The 17,106-nt window shown below is 59.5% G+C and carries 15 protein-coding genes and 1 pseudogene; 10 read left to right on the top strand and 6 right to left on the bottom strand.

Going from position 1 to position 17,106, the window contains the following annotated elements; all coding sequences use genetic code 11:
* Positions 1 to 55: 55 nt before the first annotated feature.
* The gene (gene groES / locus OQ273_RS15910; protein WP_267991477.1) at positions 56 to 352 is read right to left on the bottom strand and encodes a co-chaperone GroES; all 297 of its coding nucleotides are present in this window, start codon (positions 350 to 352) and stop codon (positions 56 to 58) included.
* Positions 353 to 665: 313 nt separating this feature from the next.
* Here groES and OQ273_RS15905 point away from each other — a divergent pair, with 313 nt between their 5' ends.
* From OQ273_RS15905 to OQ273_RS15880, 6 genes are all read left to right on the top strand, one after another.
* Positions 666 to 1,514: a TIGR01459 family HAD-type hydrolase gene (locus OQ273_RS15905; protein WP_267991476.1), complete on the top strand. Its 849-nt coding sequence runs from the start codon at positions 666 to 668 to the stop codon at positions 1,512 to 1,514.
* 13 nt (positions 1,515 to 1,527) lie between these two features.
* Positions 1,528 to 2,511 carry a bifunctional riboflavin kinase/FAD synthetase gene (locus OQ273_RS15900; RefSeq protein ID WP_267991475.1) on the top strand — a complete coding sequence of 328 codons (984 nt, stop codon included), beginning with the start codon at positions 1,528 to 1,530 and terminating at the stop codon, positions 2,509 to 2,511.
* A gap of 6 nt (positions 2,512 to 2,517) precedes the next feature.
* Positions 2,518 to 3,228, top strand: a complete 711-nt coding sequence (locus tag OQ273_RS15895; RefSeq protein ID WP_267991474.1) for an SDR family NAD(P)-dependent oxidoreductase — start codon at positions 2,518 to 2,520, stop codon at positions 3,226 to 3,228.
* Positions 3,225 to 3,968: an SDR family NAD(P)-dependent oxidoreductase gene (locus OQ273_RS15890; protein ID WP_267991473.1), complete on the top strand. Its 744-nt coding sequence runs from the start codon at positions 3,225 to 3,227 to the stop codon at positions 3,966 to 3,968. Before OQ273_RS15895 ends, OQ273_RS15890 begins: the two co-directional genes overlap by 4 nt.
* 241 nt (positions 3,969 to 4,209) lie before the next feature.
* Entirely contained in the window at positions 4,210 to 7,119 is a 2,910-nt protein-coding gene (gene ileS / locus OQ273_RS15885) for an isoleucine--tRNA ligase (RefSeq protein WP_267991472.1), read from the top strand.
* Positions 7,120 to 7,222: 103 nt separating this feature from the next.
* Complete coding sequence (locus OQ273_RS15880; RefSeq protein ID WP_267991471.1) at positions 7,223 to 7,825, top strand: hypothetical protein; 603 nt, start codon at positions 7,223 to 7,225, stop codon at positions 7,823 to 7,825.
* Between the two features lie 55 nt (positions 7,826 to 7,880).
* Here the strand turns inward: OQ273_RS15880 and OQ273_RS15875 are convergent, their stop codons facing one another.
* Positions 7,881 to 8,312, bottom strand: coding sequence for a nucleoside deaminase (locus OQ273_RS15875; protein WP_425493384.1), 432 nt, complete (start codon positions 8,310 to 8,312; stop codon positions 7,881 to 7,883).
* Between the two features lie 131 nt (positions 8,313 to 8,443).
* Here OQ273_RS15875 and OQ273_RS15870 point away from each other — a divergent pair.
* From OQ273_RS15870 to OQ273_RS15855, 4 genes and pseudogenes are all read left to right on the top strand, one after another.
* Positions 8,444 to 9,682: pseudogene (locus OQ273_RS15870) on the top strand (pseudouridine synthase); the annotation flags it as partial.
* The gene (gene rsmD / locus OQ273_RS15865) at positions 9,666 to 10,223 is read left to right on the top strand and encodes a 16S rRNA (guanine(966)-N(2))-methyltransferase RsmD (protein WP_267991469.1); all 558 of its coding nucleotides are present in this window, start codon (positions 9,666 to 9,668) and stop codon (positions 10,221 to 10,223) included. The pseudogene OQ273_RS15870 and the gene rsmD, both read left to right, overlap by 17 nt.
* Before the next feature lie 120 nt (positions 10,224 to 10,343).
* Positions 10,344 to 11,243, top strand: a complete 900-nt coding sequence (locus OQ273_RS15860; RefSeq protein WP_267991468.1) for a patatin-like phospholipase family protein — start codon at positions 10,344 to 10,346, stop codon at positions 11,241 to 11,243.
* A 52-nt stretch (positions 11,244 to 11,295) separates the two neighbouring features.
* Entirely contained in the window at positions 11,296 to 11,733 is a 438-nt protein-coding gene (locus OQ273_RS15855) for a GNAT family acetyltransferase (RefSeq protein WP_267991467.1), read from the top strand.
* A gap of 137 nt (positions 11,734 to 11,870) precedes the next feature.
* Here the strand turns inward: OQ273_RS15855 and OQ273_RS15850 are convergent, their stop codons facing one another.
* The 4 genes from OQ273_RS15850 to OQ273_RS15835 form a co-directional block, all read right to left on the bottom strand.
* On the bottom strand, positions 11,871 to 12,080 hold the full coding sequence (locus tag OQ273_RS15850) for a cold-shock protein (RefSeq protein ID WP_267991466.1): 210 nt from the start codon (positions 12,078 to 12,080) through the stop codon (positions 11,871 to 11,873).
* A gap of 59 nt (positions 12,081 to 12,139) precedes the next feature.
* Positions 12,140 to 13,498: a DEAD/DEAH box helicase gene (locus OQ273_RS15845; protein ID WP_267991465.1), complete on the bottom strand. Its 1,359-nt coding sequence runs from the start codon at positions 13,496 to 13,498 to the stop codon at positions 12,140 to 12,142.
* A gap of 271 nt (positions 13,499 to 13,769) precedes the next feature.
* On the bottom strand, positions 13,770 to 15,182 hold the full coding sequence (locus tag OQ273_RS15840) for an MATE family efflux transporter (protein ID WP_267991464.1): 1,413 nt from the start codon (positions 15,180 to 15,182) through the stop codon (positions 13,770 to 13,772).
* 105 nt (positions 15,183 to 15,287) lie between these two features.
* Positions 15,288 to 17,099: a monovalent cation:proton antiporter-2 (CPA2) family protein gene (locus OQ273_RS15835; protein ID WP_267991463.1), complete on the bottom strand. Its 1,812-nt coding sequence runs from the start codon at positions 17,097 to 17,099 to the stop codon at positions 15,288 to 15,290.
* Positions 17,100 to 17,106: the final 7 nt, after the last annotated feature.

Raw genomic sequence — 17,106 nt, 5'->3', positions numbered from 1 at the left:
ACTTCTGGGCGGAACGCCCGAATTCAATACTGTGATGGGGTTTGGAAGTAATCGGTTAGCCGATAACGCCCATAATGTCGGATTCCTTCATGATCAGAAGGTCTTCGCCGTCGAGCTTGACTTCGGTGCCGGACCACTTGCCGAAAAGGATGCGGTCGCCGGCTTTGACGTCCATGGCGACAACGGCGCCGCTGTCGTCACGGGCACCGGAACCGACGGCGACAACCTCGCCTTCGGACGGCTTTTCCTTCGCCGTGTCGGGAATGATGATACCGCCGGCTGTCTTTTCTTCAGACTCCACGCGGCGCACAACAACGCGGTCGTGCAGGGGACGGAACTTCAATTTTGCCATTGTCTATACCCTCGATCAAATGACAGGACCGGACGGTATGTCCGGTCAACCATGCTAGCACTCGCCACTATCGAGTGCTAATCGAGGCAGGACATAAGTACCGCGCTGTGAGGAGTCAAGGAATTTTGCCTAAAATTCGACCGGGAGCGACACCTCTATGAGGAGCTGGGCGCCGCAGGCTTGCCTTGCGATGCAGAGATAGGAAGCGCACGGCACGAATGCAAGTTCCGCCATTCCAGCGCAATGGGGCTTGTTTTCTTGCCGCCGATGGTCAATGTCTGCGCACAACATCAAGCCTGACCTCTGGAAATACATGCCGGACAGACTAGACCGCCTAGCCGAACTCAACGCCAACTATGACGCCATCCTGTGTGACGTGTGGGGCGTCTTGCACAATGGCGTCGAAACACGGCCCTTTGCGGGCGAGGCGCTGGCCGCCTTTCGCCGGCAGGGTGGTGTCGTTGTACTTATTACCAACTCACCGCGCCGCCACCAGGGTGTGATTGAACAGCTTGACCACATTGGTGTGGATCCGGAGGCATTCGACAGGGTCGTGACCTCCGGCGATGTCACGCGGGCGCTTATCGAAGCTGCATCGGACAGGATTTACTTCATCGGACCGGACCGCGATTTTGCGCTGCTGGACGGGCTTGGCGTCGAAGTAACCGGCCTTGACGAAGCGGGCGCAGTGGTGTGCACGGGCCTTTATGACGATGAAAACGAGACGCCGGACGAGTACCGGTCGATCCTGGCCGATTTCAAGCGCAGGGACTTGCCGTTTATCTGCGCCAATCCGGATCTGATTGTCGAACGCGGGTCCCGCCTGATTCCCTGCGCCGGTTCAATCGCCGCGCTTTACGAAGAGATGGGCGGGCGCACGCTCGTATCCGGCAAGCCGCACAGGCCGATCTACGAGGCGGCGATGGCGGCTGTGGACGACATTCGCGTCGGAGTGGACAAGGGCCGTGTTCTTGCGATCGGTGACGGCATGCCGACAGACGTAAAGGGTGCGCAGGATTTCGGGCTCGATCTGCTTTACATTTCCGATGGAATCCACACGCGTGACTATACGCAAAACGCTGTTGTCGATGAGCAAAAGCTGCAGGATTTCCTGCTTCAGCATGATGCGCGGCCGGTTCGCTGGATGCAGCGGTTGAGATAACGATGGTGGCGTTATGGATCCGATAAGGCGTATCGAGTCGCTTGACGATTTTCCCGAAGATCTGCGTGGCTGCGTCGTTGCAATCGGAAATTTCGATGGATTGCATCGCGGACATCAGGCGGTGCTTCAGGTGGCGCTTGATGAAGCGCAAAGGCGATCGGTCCCGGCCGTGATGCTGACCTTCGAGCCGCATCCGCGGACCCTCTTCAAACCGGATGCACCGGTTTTTCGGCTGACGCCGGCACCGCTCAAGGCCCGGCTTGCCGGCATTATGGGCTTCGCCTGCGTCGTTGAACTGCCCTTTACACATGAGATTGCGCAGATGAGTGCCGACAGTTTCGTCGGCGACGTACTGGTTGGCGCGCTGGGCATCTGCCATGTTGTGACGGGCTTCAATTTCCACTTTGGGAAGGCGAGGCAGGGGAGCCCCGAATTTCTCACCGATGCCGGGACCCGTTTCGGATTTGACGTCACGGTTGTTGAGCCCTTTGCCGATGAAAACACCGAGCTTGTCTCGTCAAGCCGCATTCGCGCCTGTCTGGCGGCCGGTGATGTTTCTCAGGCAAACGGGCTGCTTGGCTACCGCTACACCGTCGAAGCGCCGGTCGTGAAGGGCAAGCAACTTGGACGCACGCTCGGTTTTCCAACCGCCAATATGGCTCTGCCGCAGGAAGCAGAACTGTGCACCGGTATTTATGCGGTCCGCTTCACCCGGGCCGACGGCGCGATCCATGACGGCGTTGCAAGTTTCGGCTACCGGCCCACGGTCGATGAGAACGGCGTGCCGCTGCTGGAGACATTCCTGTTCAATTTCGAGGGTGATCTCTACAACGAGAACTGTGCCGTCAGCTTCTTTGCCCATCTTCGCGACGAGGAAAAATTCGATGGCCTCGATCTGCTGACCAAACAGATGCGGCGTGACAGCGAAGCCGCCGGGGCTGTGCTGGGGGATGTCAGGCCGCTGGGGCCGATGGACCGCATGCTTGCTTTCGGTTGACCTTTGATGGATGCACGGCCGACAGCTATCATCACCGGAGCAACGGGAGGAATCGGTCAGGCGCTCGCCCATCGGATGCAGTCTGATTTCCGCCTTTTTGTTACCGGGCGAAAGGCGGCTGAGGAATGCCGCGCCGACCTGCCGCCGGATGCCTCCTATATCCGATCCGACCTGTCGCAACCTGCCAAGGCAGCCGATACGATAGCAGCCGCGCTTGAGGAAGCGGGCGTTAAAGCCGTGACCCGGCTGGTTCTGAATGCCGGAACCGGCATTTATGCGTCCGTGTTCGATGAGGATGGTGAGACGATCCGCAATACGCTGGATGTCAATCTGATGGCGCCGGTTCTGCTGATCCACCGCCTCGCGCCGTTCCTTGAGGCCGGCGATGGCAAACTCGTCCTCATCGGCTCCGTTGCCCATCGCGGTTCGCCCAACATGCCGTCCTACGCGGCATCGAAGGCCGGCCTTTCAGGGCTTGCGCGCTCGCTGCGTTCCGAGTGGCAGGACCGTATTGCGGTGCAGATCATCCATCCCGGCCCCACCCGCACTTCCATGCACGAGAAGGCGGGCTACAGTCCCGGCCGGCTTGAGCGTCTATTCTTCTCCGCCGAGGCGATGGCCGACGAGATTGTCCGCTTGATGGAGACGGAAAAGCCAAGCGCCACGATCATGCTGGCGGCAAGGTTGCGCCGCTTGCTGACGGGGAGAGTGGCATGAAAGCACTGGTGACAGGCGCGGCAGCCGGGCTTGGGCTGGCTCTTACGCAAGCACTGCTTGCCCGCGGTGCGCAGGTCGTTGCGATTGACCGGGAAACCATGGATCAGGCGGAAGGTCTCGTGCCGCTCACCTGCGACCTGTCAGACCGTGCCGCGGTCGACGGCTTGCTGCCGCGCATCGTTGCGGAAGGTCCTTTCGATCTTGTGGTGCACAATGCAGGCATCAGCGCCACCGGCAAATTTGAGGAGATACCGGCTGATGCCTATGGGCGGCTTTTGACTGTCAACCTCGAGACCCCGATGGTGATGACAGCGTTCCTGCTGAAAAACGACTGCCTCACAGGCCGCGGGCAGCTTGTTTTCATTTCTTCGCTGTCTCACGCAACTGGCTATCCGGGCGGTACGGTCTATGCCGCCTCCAAGGATGCGCTGGCTGTTTATGCGTGCAGCATAGCGGGCAATCTGAAGAAGAAGGGCATCCATGTGATGGCCGTTTTTCCCGGTCCGTTGCGCACCGTGCATGCGGAGCGTCATGCGCCGCCCGGAGCGGACGCGCAAAAGCGAATGGACCCGGCCGCCATGGCGCAGTTGATCTTGAGCGGTGCGAAACGCCGCCGCAGTCTGCTCTATCCCGGCATGCCCGCAACAATCGGCAGGATTGCCGGAATGCTGATGCCCGGCTTGACCACGCGCATCATGCGCCGTGTCATCTTTGAAAAACTCGATCACACCGTCTACTGAGAAAAACCTTTATTCCCGCTGCCGGCATTGATAGAAGCAAGCCACTATGCTGGCCAAATTCGGTTTCGGAACTGCAATACGAATTATTGGCCCGGCTTCCTGACTGCCGCCACTGGCGGCCTGTGGGAAGTCCGGGGCTGTTGCTTGCCGCCTCTAGCGCGGTACTCCCAGATGAAGTGAAATGACGTCCGTTCCAGCCCGCTCTTCGGGGTTTGACGACACAACAAAGCATGATTGAACGATGACCGAGACGACCGAAAAGACAGACTATTCCAAGACGCTGAATCTGCCGAACACGGAATTTCCGATGCGCGCCGGCCTTCCCAAGAAAGAGCCGGAGATCGTTGCCAGATGGCAGGACATGGACCTCTACAAGCTGATGCGCGAGGAAAGCCGTGGCCGGCCGAAATTCGTCCTGCATGACGGGCCGCCCTATGCCAACGGCAATATCCACATCGGCCACGCACTCAACAAGATCCTGAAGGATGTCATCACCCGCTCCTTCCAGATGCGCGGATATGACAGCAATTACGTGCCGGGATGGGACTGCCACGGTCTCCCGATCGAATGGAAGATTGAGGAGCAGTACCGCTCCAAGGGCAAGAACAAGGACGAGGTTCCGGTCAACGAGTTCCGTCGGGAATGCCGTGAATTCGCCGCCCACTGGATCGATGTGCAGACGGAGGAGTTCAAGCGCCTCGGCATCGAGGGTGATTTCGACAAGCCCTATACGACGATGAATTTCCATGCCGAAGCACGCATTGCCGGCGAGCTGATGAAAATCGCCGCCCTCGGCCAGCTCTACCGTGGGTCCAAACCGGTCATGTGGTCTGTCGTCGAGCGTACGGCACTGGCAGAAGCCGAGGTCGAATACCACGACTACGAAAGCGATACGATCTGGGTGAAGTTCCCGGTTCTTGCCGGCCCTGACGCGCTGATCGGCGCGTCCGTCGTCATTTGGACGACGACCCCTTGGACGATCCCCGGCAACCGTGCAATCTCATACTCGTCCCGCATTTCCTACGGCCTTTACGAAGTGACGGCCGCTGAAAATGATTTCGGCCCGCAGGCCGGCGAAAAAGTGATCTTCGCCGACAGTCTGGCGCAGGAGTCCGCTGACAAGGCCAAGGTGGAGATGAAGCGCCTTTCCGATGTCTCCGCGCAGGATTTCGAGGCCATGCATTGCGGCCATCCTCTTGTGGCGATGGGCTATGAGTTTGATGTTCCGCTTATTGATGGTGACCATGTCACCGACGATGCCGGTACGGGGTTTGTGCACACGGCGCCCGGTCACGGTCGCGAGGACTTTGATGCCTGGATGGACAGCGCGCGAGACCTTGAAGCCCGCGGCATCGATACGTCGATCCCGTTTACGGTCGGCGATGACGGCTATTTCACCGATCACGCGCCGGGTTTCGGACCGGCGAGCGCCGACGGCGCTGCGCGGGTCCTTGATGACAAGGGCAAGAAGGGCGACGCCAATAAAAGGGTGATCGCGGCTTTGATAGAGGCCGATCGTCTCTTCACGCGTGGCCGCCTCAAGCACACCTATCCGCATTCCTGGCGCTCCAAGAAGCCGATCATCTTCCGCAATACGCCGCAGTGGTTTGTCCACATGGACAAGCCGTTCGACGACGGCACGACGCTGCGCAGCCGGGCGCTGGCAGCCATCGATGCCACTCGGTTTGTTCCGGCCGCCGGTCAGACCAGGCTGCGGACCATGATCGAAACCCGCCCGGACTGGGTTCTGTCGCGCCAGCGCGCCTGGGGCGTGCCGATTGCTGTCTTTGCCGATGCGGATGGCGAGATCCTGCGTGACGAGACGGTGAACGCACGCATCGTCGACGCCTTCGAGAAAGAGGGTGCAGATGCTTGGTTCGCAGAAGGGGCAAAGGAGCGCTTCCTGGAAGGGCGCAACGACCAGGATCGCTGGCAACAGGTTCGCGATATTCTTGATGTCTGGTTCGACTCGGGCAGCACGCACACCTTTACCCTCGAAGACCGGGACGATCTGAAATGGCCGGCCGATGTCTATCTGGAAGGATCAGACCAGCATCGCGGCTGGTTCCACTCCTCCCTGCTGGAAAGCTGTGCCACACGGGGCAGGGCGCCCTATGACACCGTTATCACCCATGGTTTCACCATGGATGAAAAGGGTGAGAAAATGTCTAAGTCCAAGGGCAACACCGTCACGCCTCAGGATGTCATGGCCCAGTCTGGCGCTGATATCCTGCGGCTTTGGGCCATGACCACAGACTATTGGGAGGATCAGCGTCTCGGCAAGGCCAATATCCAGACCAATATCGATGCCTACCGCAAGCTTAGGAACACCATTCGCTGGATGCTCGGTTCGCTTTCACATGACGAAGGTGAGACGGTCGACTACGAGGCCATGCCCGAACTCGAACGGCTGATGCTGCATCGCCTCGTTGAACTCGACGATCTGGTGCGCAAGGGATATGACGATTTCGATTTCAAGCGCATCACGCGGGCTCTGATCGATTTCTCCAATGTGGAGCTGTCGGCGTTCTATTTCGACATTCGCAAGGACGCACTTTATTGCGACGCGCCGTCCAGCGTGCGCCGCAAGGCGGCCCTGCAGGTTGTCCGCACGATTTTCGACTGCCTGTCCTGCTGGCTGGCGCCCATGCTGCCCTTCACCATGGAGGAAGCCTGGCTGCAGCGTCATCCGCAGGCAAGGTCAATTCATCTGGAGCAGTTCCCGGAAGTCACCGAGAGCTGGCGCGACGATGTGCTGAGCGCCAAGTGGAAAAAGATCAGAACGGTGCGACGTGTTGTCACCGGAGCGCTGGAAATCGAACGCCGCGAAAAACGCATCGGCTCGTCGCTGGAAGCGGCGCCGGTCGTGCATATCATGGATCAGGACCTCCGGGTCGCGCTCGACGGGCAGGATTTTGCCGAAATCTGCATCACATCGGGTATTTCAATCTCGAAATCGGAAGGCCCGCAGAATGCCTTCCGGCTTGATGATGTTGCCGGTGTCAGCGTTGTTCCTGCGCTTGCAACGGGCCGTAAATGTGCCCGGTCCTGGCGCATGACCGACGATGTCGGATCCGACTCCGAATTTCCTGATGTGTCGGCCCGGGATGCCGAGGCGCTGCACGAGTTGAAGCAATTGGGCCGTTTGTGACACAGGGTGAATTGCTGAATCGGACCAATTGGTTTAAAAGGACGGTCAAGAAATGGCCCGATTTGGCATGCATGGCAAATCCGGCATTAACGGGACTTACCGCATGACGAGAGCAGATGGGTATCGCACAGGATGCGCCGTGATCGGCGCGCTTGCCGCATCGGTTATCCTTTCAGGCTGTGTGAGCAGCCCGACCTATGGCACACACAAGACCGCCAATGCGCAGTTGATCGACGACCTTTCGAACCTTGTGTCGATTGTGCCGCCGAAAAAGCAGAGCGAGGTGGCCTATGCGCCGCGCCCTGCAATCGTCAAACCGCCGGAAGGTGCGACCCTGCCGCAGCCGCAAGCAAGTCTTGCGTCCAAAGACAACCCGCAATGGCCCGAATCGCCGGAGGAAACCCGTCAGCGCCTGCGTGATGAGGCTGAGGCAAATGCGCGCGGCAACTATCGTTCGCCGCTTGCCAATGGTGGTGACACGGTCTCTCCGCAGCAGCGTGAGCAGTTCCGTCAGGCAAAGGCGCTTCAGAAAGGCAATTACGAGGGACGCAGGTTCCTGAGCGATCCGCCGACCGCCTATCGTGTGCCGTCGGAAACCGCCCCGACCGACGATCTTGGCGAACCCGAATTCAAAAAGGAGCGCCGCCGCAAGAAGGCCGCGCAAAAGGAAAAGGGCTGGTCCGTCGGAAAGCTCTGGCCGTTCTGATTGCTTGAAAAGAGCATTGTACCTGATCGCCCGGCCATGACCGGGCGATTTTCATTCAGAGCCGCTTTTCCCTGAAAAATCCGACAAGCAGTTCGGATGCCTCTTTCTCCGCAATTCCGGAATAAACCTCGGGTATGTGATGGCAGGTCGACTGATCGAAAAACCTGACGCCGTTGACCACGCCGCCGCCCTTGATGTCCTCGGCGCCGAAATAGAGCCGGCGGATACGGGCGAAGGAAATGGCCGCAGCACACATGGTGCAGGGCTCAAGCGTGACATAAAGATCGCAATCAACAAGCCGCTCCTGACCGAGGGCGGAGCAGGCCATGCGGATGGCATCGATTTCTGCATGGGCCGTCACATCGTTGCGCTCACGCGTACGGTTTCCCGCCCGCGAGAGGATGACGCCATTGCTGACCACGACCGCCCCGACCGGCACTTCGCTGCGCGCGGCCGCAGAGCGTGCCTCTTCAAGCGCTATATCCATCGGGCGGTCATTCATCTGGTCGGCGGGCCCTCTTTTCTGTTAACCCCGGCTGTGCAACCTGTTATGGCTGGCGTGGCCATGAGCTTCCGCTTCGAAGCGCCGGCAGCAAGCCAGAGAAAGGCAAACACCAAATGAACACGGGTGGCAAGCCCCGCCGCAAGCAAGCCGGAACGCGCAAGCCGGCCGCTGGCGCAGAGCGTGAAAGAGCAAAAGCTCCTGTGGCTGAAAGCTCCGGTGAATCGGAGCAAAAGCCCGAACGGATCGCCAAGCTTCTGGCGCGCGCCGGTATTGCGTCACGGCGCGAGGCCGAACGGATGATTACAGGCGGTCGTGTGAGCCTGAACGGAAAGCCGCTGACCTCGCCGGCCGTGAACGTAACGCCGGACGACCGTGTTGAGGTCGACGGTGAGCCGATCCGCGGCATCGAGCGGACGCGTCTTTGGCTTTACCACAAACCCGTCGGTCTGGTGACGACGCACAAGGACCCTGAGGGCAGACCCACCGTTTTTGAAAACCTGCCGTTGGAGCAGCAGCATATCGTTTCCATCGGACGGCTGGATATCAACACCGAAGGCCTGTTGCTTCTGACCAATGATGGCGGTCTGGCGCGTGAGTTGGAACTGCCGACGACCGGCTGGCTGCGCCGGTACCGCGTGCGGGCGCACGGTACAATCGATCAGGCCGCGCTTGACCGGCTTCAGGAGGGAATGGCCGTCGACGGCGTTCTCTATGGCGCCATCGACGCAACGCTCGACCGCACGCAGGGCTCGAATGTCTGGATTACGATGGGCTTGCGCGAAGGCAAGAACCGCGAAATCAAGAATGTGCTCGGTGCGCTTGGCCTGGAGGTTAACAGGTTGATCCGCATTTCCTACGGTCCTTTCCAACTGGCAAGTCTCAAGGAAGGTGGGGTTCAGGAGGTCAGGAGCCGAACCCTGCGTGATCAGCTCGGACCAAAGCTGATCGAACGGGCGGGCGCAAATTTTGAAGCGCCGCTTTATGATGACGGATCGACCGGCGACGGCAAAAAGAAGCAGGCCGCTTCAAAGCCTAGGAAAGACACAAAGTCGGACGGGCCGCCACCGCGCAAGCTTGACCGCACCGAGAAGCGCGACCGGGCGCTTGAGCGCCTCGACACGCGCAAATCAGATGGGGACAAGCCCCGCAGCAAGCGCCCCGAAGCCCGCTCCAGGGCGTCCAATGTCTGGATGGCCCCCGGTGCCCGCCCGGTTGCCGGCAAGGGCGGAAAATCAGGTTCCGACAGCAAGCCGAAAAAAACCGGCGCACGCTCCGGCGATCAGAAGAAGGCTCGCGGCAAACCGCAGCGAAAAGGGCAGGCAGGCAAGGCTGGTCATGCGGATCGTCGGCGGTAGGTTCAAGGGTCGTGCGCTCTCAACGCCGCGCTCCCAGTCGATAAGACCCACAACGGACCGCACCCGCGAAGCCCTGTTCAACATACTGGAACACGGCTTTCAGGATGCCCTCGAGGGCAGCCGTATCCTTGATCTGTTTGCCGGCACCGGTGCACTCGGACTTGAAGCACTTTCGCGTGGCGGTGCCTTTGCGCTTTTCGTCGAGCAGTCGAGCCAGGGCCGGGGGTTGTTGCGCGCCAATATCGAGACCCTTTCAGTTCAGGGCTGCACGAAGGTTTTCCGTCGCGATGCAACAAAGCTGGGTACGGTCGGAAGTTTTACTCCCTTTGATCTGGTGTTCGCCGACCCGCCCTATGGTCGCGGTCTTGGGGAGCTGGCGCTTGCCAGCGCAGCCGCTGGTGGCTGGATTGCACAAGGCGCGCTTGTCGTGCTTGAAGAAAGGGCCGCGGCAGAGCCGGCGCCGGGTCCTGCTTTCACACATATCGATACGCGCGCCTTTGGCGATACGCAAATGCGCTTTTACCGCTACCAGGTTTGATAAATCCGGCTTTAACCGCTCTTTCAGCAGGCCCTTGAAGTTCGCGCCAACTATCGTCACATTGAAGGAAGCGCGGCCGGGAACGGCGAGTTCATGGTTTGGCGGCAGACAGGATTTGTGATGCACAACGACGTGCTGTTGGATAGCGGCAATCGGATAAGTGACAAATCGTCGGGCGATCCCACGGTCGCTGTGGCGTTCGGCGGTGGCGGAGCCCGCGGATACGCCCATATACACATTATAGAAGTGCTTGATGAATTGGGTATCCGGCCCGTCGCGATCGCCGGTGCGTCGATCGGCGCGATCATGGGCTCGGCCATGGCGGCAGGCATGAGCGGCCGGGAGATTCGCGAGCACGCCTTAAAGACGATGGGCCGGCGCTCCGAAGTTGTCAGCCGGATATGGAAAGCCCGGCCCTACAGCGTGGGTGACGTGATGTCCGGCGGTCTGAGGGTCGGCCAGTTCAATATCGAGCGGATCCTTGCGGCATTTCTTCCCGAAAGTTTCCCGACCACGTTTGAAGACCTTGAAATCCCGACAAAGATCATTGTCACCGATTTCTATGCCCAGGAGGAGGCCGTTCGGGCAACTGGCGATCTCATCAATGCCGTTGCCGCATCGGCGGCCATTCCGGCACTGTTCCGTCCGGTTCTTTGCGATGGCCGCTATATGATCGACGGCGGTATCTTCAATCCGGTTCCCTTCGATCATCTGACAGGGCTTGCGGATATTGTCATCGGCATTGATGTTGTCGGCGGGCCAAGCGGCGACGATGGCGACCAGCCAACAACCATGGATCTCATGTTCGGGGCGAGCCAGCTCATGATGCAGTCCATTATCAACATGAAGCTGAAAACCGGTCGGCCTGATATATTCCTGCGGCCCGATGTGAACCGGTTCCGCGTACTCGATTTCTTCAAGGCCGATGAAGTCCTGGATGTGTCTTCCGGCGTGCGCGACGAGCTGAAACACGCCATTGATGCAGTCTTCACCTATCACGTGAAGGGCGCTGACGTGTGAGCTTGCGGCGCGGGGCCGTCGACAGTCCCGCAGAGAAGGCGGGATAACCCCCATGAAGATCAGGGATGTCGTTGACGCGGATGTGGAACAGATCATCGATCTGTGGGCGCGCGCCGGAGTGACACGGCCCTGGAACGATCCACTCCAGGACATCAGTTTTTGCAGAAAAGGCGATTCATCGACACTTCTGGTTCTTGTCGAAGAGGCACTCGTCACAGGTACTGCGATGGTCGGAGAGGACGGACACCGCGGTTGGGTCTATTACGTGGCCGTCGACCCGTCTCGGCAGGGCGATGGACTGGGTAAATTGATCATGTCCGCGGCGGAGAGCTGGTTGCGCGAGCGCGGCATATGGAAGGTCAATATCCTTGTCAGACACGACAATTCCGCGGTCAGGGAGTTTTACGAGGCCTTAGGCTACGCCGATACGCAGGCCGCCTGTTATCAAAAGCGTCTTGAGGCAGACCCGCCTCACCGTCAGGACGGGTAGTTGTTGGGCTTCACGAAAAAACGCCAACCCCAAAAGGGCTGGCGTTCCAAGGGCGTCGTGCGCCGGAACCGAAATGGCCGATACGGAACGCTGGCGCTCAGACTGTGTCCTGCCGCCGGAATTCGTCCCGAAAGGTCTTACTGAACCTGCAGATTGACCGCGGACGACTTGCCGCGAGCCTGGTCTACCTGAATCTCGTAGCTGACCTTGTCGCCTTCATTGAGACCGCTCAAGCCGGAGCGCTCAACTGCGCTGATGTGAACGAACACATCGTTGCCGCCGTCATCGGGAGCAATGAAGCCGTAGCCTTTGGTTCCGTTGAACCACTTTACCGTGCCTGTTGTCATAGTGATATCTCCTTTCACTGATTTCCGTATGGCATGATCTGATATGCGCCGGGCCGAAATTAGGCGGCCTGTGCCGGCGCATTTGATTTACGTGTGCGGCGCCTCGAATGTAGCCTGGAACTGCCCGGGCCGGGTTTGCCCTGTTGCGGCGGCCTCGATTTGTCGGCTCTCCGGCGCATTTTTTTCTTCGGCTTACGGGGTTTTCCCGCTTTTGCGCCGTTGGAGCCTCTGTTTGGCCGCCGGTTCGAGCGGCGCTCGGGGCGAGTTGCCTCACCGGCAATATCCTGATCTGTGTCGTTCCCTTCGCCTTGCTCTATGGGGCTTCCGATCAAACGTTCGATATCCCGCAGCAGCCCGCGTTCAGTCGGATCGCACAGGGTTATCGCAACGCCGTCGCGTCCCGCGCGTGCCGTGCGGCCGATACGATGCACATAAGCCTCGGGCACATTCGGCAGGTCGAAATTGACCACATGCGTGATGTCGTCAATGTCGATGCCGCGTGCTGCAATATCCGTTGCTACCATAATTGCGGCTTCACCGGAACGAAAAGCCGAGAGTGCTCTTTTGCGTTGCCCCTGGCTTTTGTCGCCGTGGATCACGACTGTCGACAGGCCGGACCGTTCAAGATGCTGGTTGACCCTGTCGGCGCCGCGCTTGGTACGGGTGAAAACCACGGACCGCTCGACACCCGCTTCCGACAGGATTTGCGTAAGCACCGTGCGTTTTGCGGCCTTGGCAACGTGGCGCACGCTCTGCTGAATGCGTTCGATCGGCCGGGCGACGGCCGCCACGGCGATCTCCGTGGGCTCTGTGAGGAAATCTTCGGCAAGGCGGCGCACCGGCGGCGGCATGGTTGCCGACATCAATACTGTCTGGCGCTTGGTCGGAAGCGCGCCGACGATCTTGCGAATGGCGGGAATAAAGCCAAGGTCCAGCATCTGATCGGCTTCGTCGATAATCACCGAGCTTGTCTGGTCGAGGCGGATAAAACCCGCTTTCATATGGTCAAGGAGCCGGCCCGGTGTGGCAACGACAATTTGCGCTCCGGCGTTCAGTGCCCTGATTTGAGGTGCCGGCTTGACGCCGCCGACCACAACGGCAACCGACACTTTCATGAAGCGGGAATAGGTGCGGATATTGGCTGCTATTTGCGCTGCAAGTTCGCGCGTTGGCGCCAGGATCAGGGAATTGCAGGTTTTCTTCGGGCAACGGCCGCGCTCGCCCTCAAGACGGTTCAGCAGCGGCAGCACAAAGGATGCGGTTTTGCCGGTCCCGGTCTGTGCGATTCCCAGTACGTCATTGCCGTCCAGCAGGACGGGAATTGTCTCGGCCTGAATTGGGGTAGGAGTGTCATAGCCTTCTGCCGCGACGGCCCGAAGGACGGACTCGGACAAGCCGAGGTCTTCAAAATGTTTCAAGTGGTTCTTTCTTCAGCTATCGCTCATTTTCAGCATATGTGCTGCGGCGACTGCACCTTCTTTTCTGGAAGCTTGCGTAGATCAGCTGCCGTTTGTCTTGGTTGCCCTCAGGCTATTCCGGGCAGCGATCGATACGACCAGTGTCTAGAATATTGTGCCGCTGACTTCATCATCCACACGCGGCCTTACGGAACCTATGAGCATTTTCCGAAGCCGAAGGCAAGACAAATTTGATTTCAGGGTGGGATCGGGCGCGCCTCCGGCAGTCCCGTTACGTTGCACCCTTGCTGGTCGTGAAAGGTGAATTGGCGGTCGGCGGGACCTGGATTCCGACGTCGCCCGGCGGCTCGCTTGGCGGCCGGTCGGCGATATTGCGGATGATGCGCAGACAAACGATTGCCGCTGCGATACCGAAGAAAACGCCGCCCAGGCCGTAACCGGCAAGAGCCCCGGTCGCGCCATAATAGTGCGAACCGATCCAGACAAATGGAATAATGCCGAGCGTTGAGCGCCCCCAGTTGAAGACGGTCGAGATAATCGGGTAACCGAGATTGTTGAAAGCGGCGTTGGCGACGAACAACATGCCGGCAAAAAGGAAGGTCAGGCTGACGAACTCGCAGAAGAAAAGAACCAGATCGCGTGCCTCGCCCTCGACACCGAAAAGGGCGGCGATGAAATCGGCCGCGAAGAACAGAACGACCCAGACGCCGATTGAATAGATGATGATGACGAGGAATGCGTCGCGCATGGTACTGTAGAGCCGGTCAAAGCGCAGCGCGCCGTAGTTCTGTCCCAATATCGGGCCGACGGCGCCCGACAGTGCAAAAAGAGCACCGAAAGCGACCGGGATGAGGCGTCCGACGACCGCCCATCCGGCCACGGCGTCGTCGCCGTAGCCGGCAATAACGATGGTCATGTAGGCATTGCCGACGGGCGTGGCCAATTGGGTCAGGATCGCCGGCATGGCGATATAAAGATAAGGCCTGACCGTACTGCGCAACACGTCAGGCGAGGGCAGAGCCAGCATGTTGTGGACCTTTTTCAGGCCATGGTAGCCGACGATGATCAGCGTGAAGCGTGCAAGCACCGTGGAAATGGCTGCGCCGTGGATACCGAGGTCAAGCGCGAAGATGAAGATCGGGTCAAGCACCACGGTGGCCGCTGCAGCGACAAGCGTAACATACATGGCGCGCTTGGCATCGCCCGCGGCACGCAGCAAGCCGGCCATCGACATGCCGATACCGATCAAGGGCAGGGACGGAAAAACAATCTGCATGAACTCGACGGTCAGGCGGGCGGTGTCGCCGCGCGCACCCATGAAATGCACCAGGCTGCCCAGATATGGAAAGCAGATGGCCGCCGTCAGCCCCATGATCAATGTGGTGTAGATGATTGACGCGGCGGCAAGCTGCCGTGCACGGGCGCGCTCGCCGGCACCGATTGCACGGGACGTTATGGCGGTCGCCGATATCGAAAGACCGATGCTGATCGAGGTGGAAAAGAAGATAAGCGTGCCGGCATAGCCGATGGCCGCAGCCAGTTCCTGCTGGCCAAGCAGCGAAATGTAGAAAAGGTTCAGCGCGTCGACCAGGAACACGGCGACAAGGCCGATGGATCCCGTGGCGGCCATGACGATAACGTGGCGCATGGTCGAGCCGGTCACAAATTTCGCCGGTTCGCTCATGCCCTGTTATCCCCTCTCAATTGCACTTCCCTATTGCTCCGATCCGAATGGACTGAAATGAGCGTACCGGGCCGCGAACACCCGACGGGCATGGGCCACACCGCTTTACTTGTCGGCGGAGCTCGGCTGCTCAAGATCAAGACGCTCGGCTTCTTTTTTCGGTTTGATGAGCGGTTCGGGTGTCACCGGGCGGGTATGAAGCATATCTCCGCCGGCCGCCATCCCTTCGACCGATTGAATCCGCAGCCTCTCTTCATCCCGTCTGCGTGTCTCGCTGATGATCTCTTCAACCCGTTCGTCATCAAGACCCAGCGCTCTCAATGTCTCGCGACTGAAAATGAAACTCGATTCCAGAGTTTCGCGCAGTTCGTACTCGACCTCACGTTTGCGCAGAGACAGCGTATGCGATCGGTCATAGGCGCGGGTGAAAATGCGGGCAGCGGGAAATTCGGCCTGGATCAGATCGACAATCTTGTCCGTCGTCGCCTTTTCGTGGGTGCAGATCGCGATCAGCTTGGCGCGCCTGATACCTGCGGCTTCCAGCACGGCCTTTCGCGTGCCGTCGCCGAAATAGATCTTGAATCCGAATTTGGTCGCACTGCGAATTCGCTCGGCCGAATGATCGATGATTGTCACGTCCGACCCGCCGGCCAGCAGCGTCTGCGATACAATCTGACCGAAGCGCGAAAATCCGATCATCAGAACGTCCGATCCGGCGCCCTCGAAGTTTTCTTCCAGTTCCTCCCGGCTGTTTGCATGCAGCAGACGGTTGGCGATCGATGAGGCGAGCGGTGTCAGGGCCATGGTCACCGTGACGATTGCAATCAGTATCGAGCCCATCGACGCGGAAAAAATGCCGACGCTTGCGGCTGCCGTAAAGACGACGAATCCGAATTCTCCGCTCTGCGGCAGCAACCCGGCGATGCGGCAGGCCTCGTTGTGTCCCGATCCGAACAGGCGGCACAGGCCATAAATGACCACACCCTTCACCAGCATGAGAATCGGCACGGAGATCAAAATGAGAATGTAGTTTTTGGCGATGACGTCCAGCTCGAGGGACAGGCCGACTGCCATGAAAAAGAGGGCCAGCAAAATCCCGCGGAATGGTTCGATGTCCGCTTCCAACTCGTGGCGGTAGGACGATTCGGCCAGCAAAACGCCCGCCAGGAAGGAGCCCATGGCCATCGACATGCCGGCAAATTGCATGAGCATCGCCGAGCCGAACACCACGAGAAGGGCCGCTGCGATCATGGCTTCGCGCGCACCGGTGCTCGCGATCAATTGAAACAGCGGATTGAGTAAATACCGTCCGGTGACAACGAGGAGGGCCATGGCCCCAAGCGCTATGCCGAAATCCTGCAGCGCCGTGGTGGGCGCTTCCGCGTGGTGCGGAGCAAACAATGGCACGAGCGCCAGAATGGGGACAATGGCGAGGTCCTGAAACAGGAGAATTGAAAACGCTCTTTGCCCGTAAGAGGTGCCGCGTTCGCCGCGCTCCTCAAGTATCTGCAGTCCGAAGGCCGTCGACGAAAGCGCTAGGCCAAGGCCGATAATGATGGCCGCGGTCAGGGCGTGTGTTGACCAGACCACCGCGGCAACAATGCCTGTGAGCGCGATCCCCGTGATCGCGACCTGCAAAAGACCGAGCCCGAATATCTCCCTGCGCATGGACCACAGGCGGGAAGGCTTGAGTTCCAAGCCTATGATAAACAGCAGCAGAACCACGCCAAGTTCGGCAAATTGCAGGATGTGCTCGCCGCCGCCGACAAGTCTTGTAACGGGCCCTATGATGATGCCGGCTGCCAGATAACCGAGAACGGTACCCAGCCCGATTTTCTTGGCAATTGGAGCGGCGACTACTGCGCCCCCGAGAAGGACCAGGGCATGAGTGTAGTATGAGATGCCTTCTACGGCCATTTATGAA

It is taken from the genome of Hoeflea prorocentri, assembly GCF_027944115.1.
Lineage (GTDB): Bacteria > Pseudomonadota > Alphaproteobacteria > Rhizobiales > Rhizobiaceae > Hoeflea_A > Hoeflea_A prorocentri.
The sequence above is the reverse complement of the archived record's forward strand: the minus strand, read 5'-3'. Positions and strand labels throughout refer to the sequence as shown.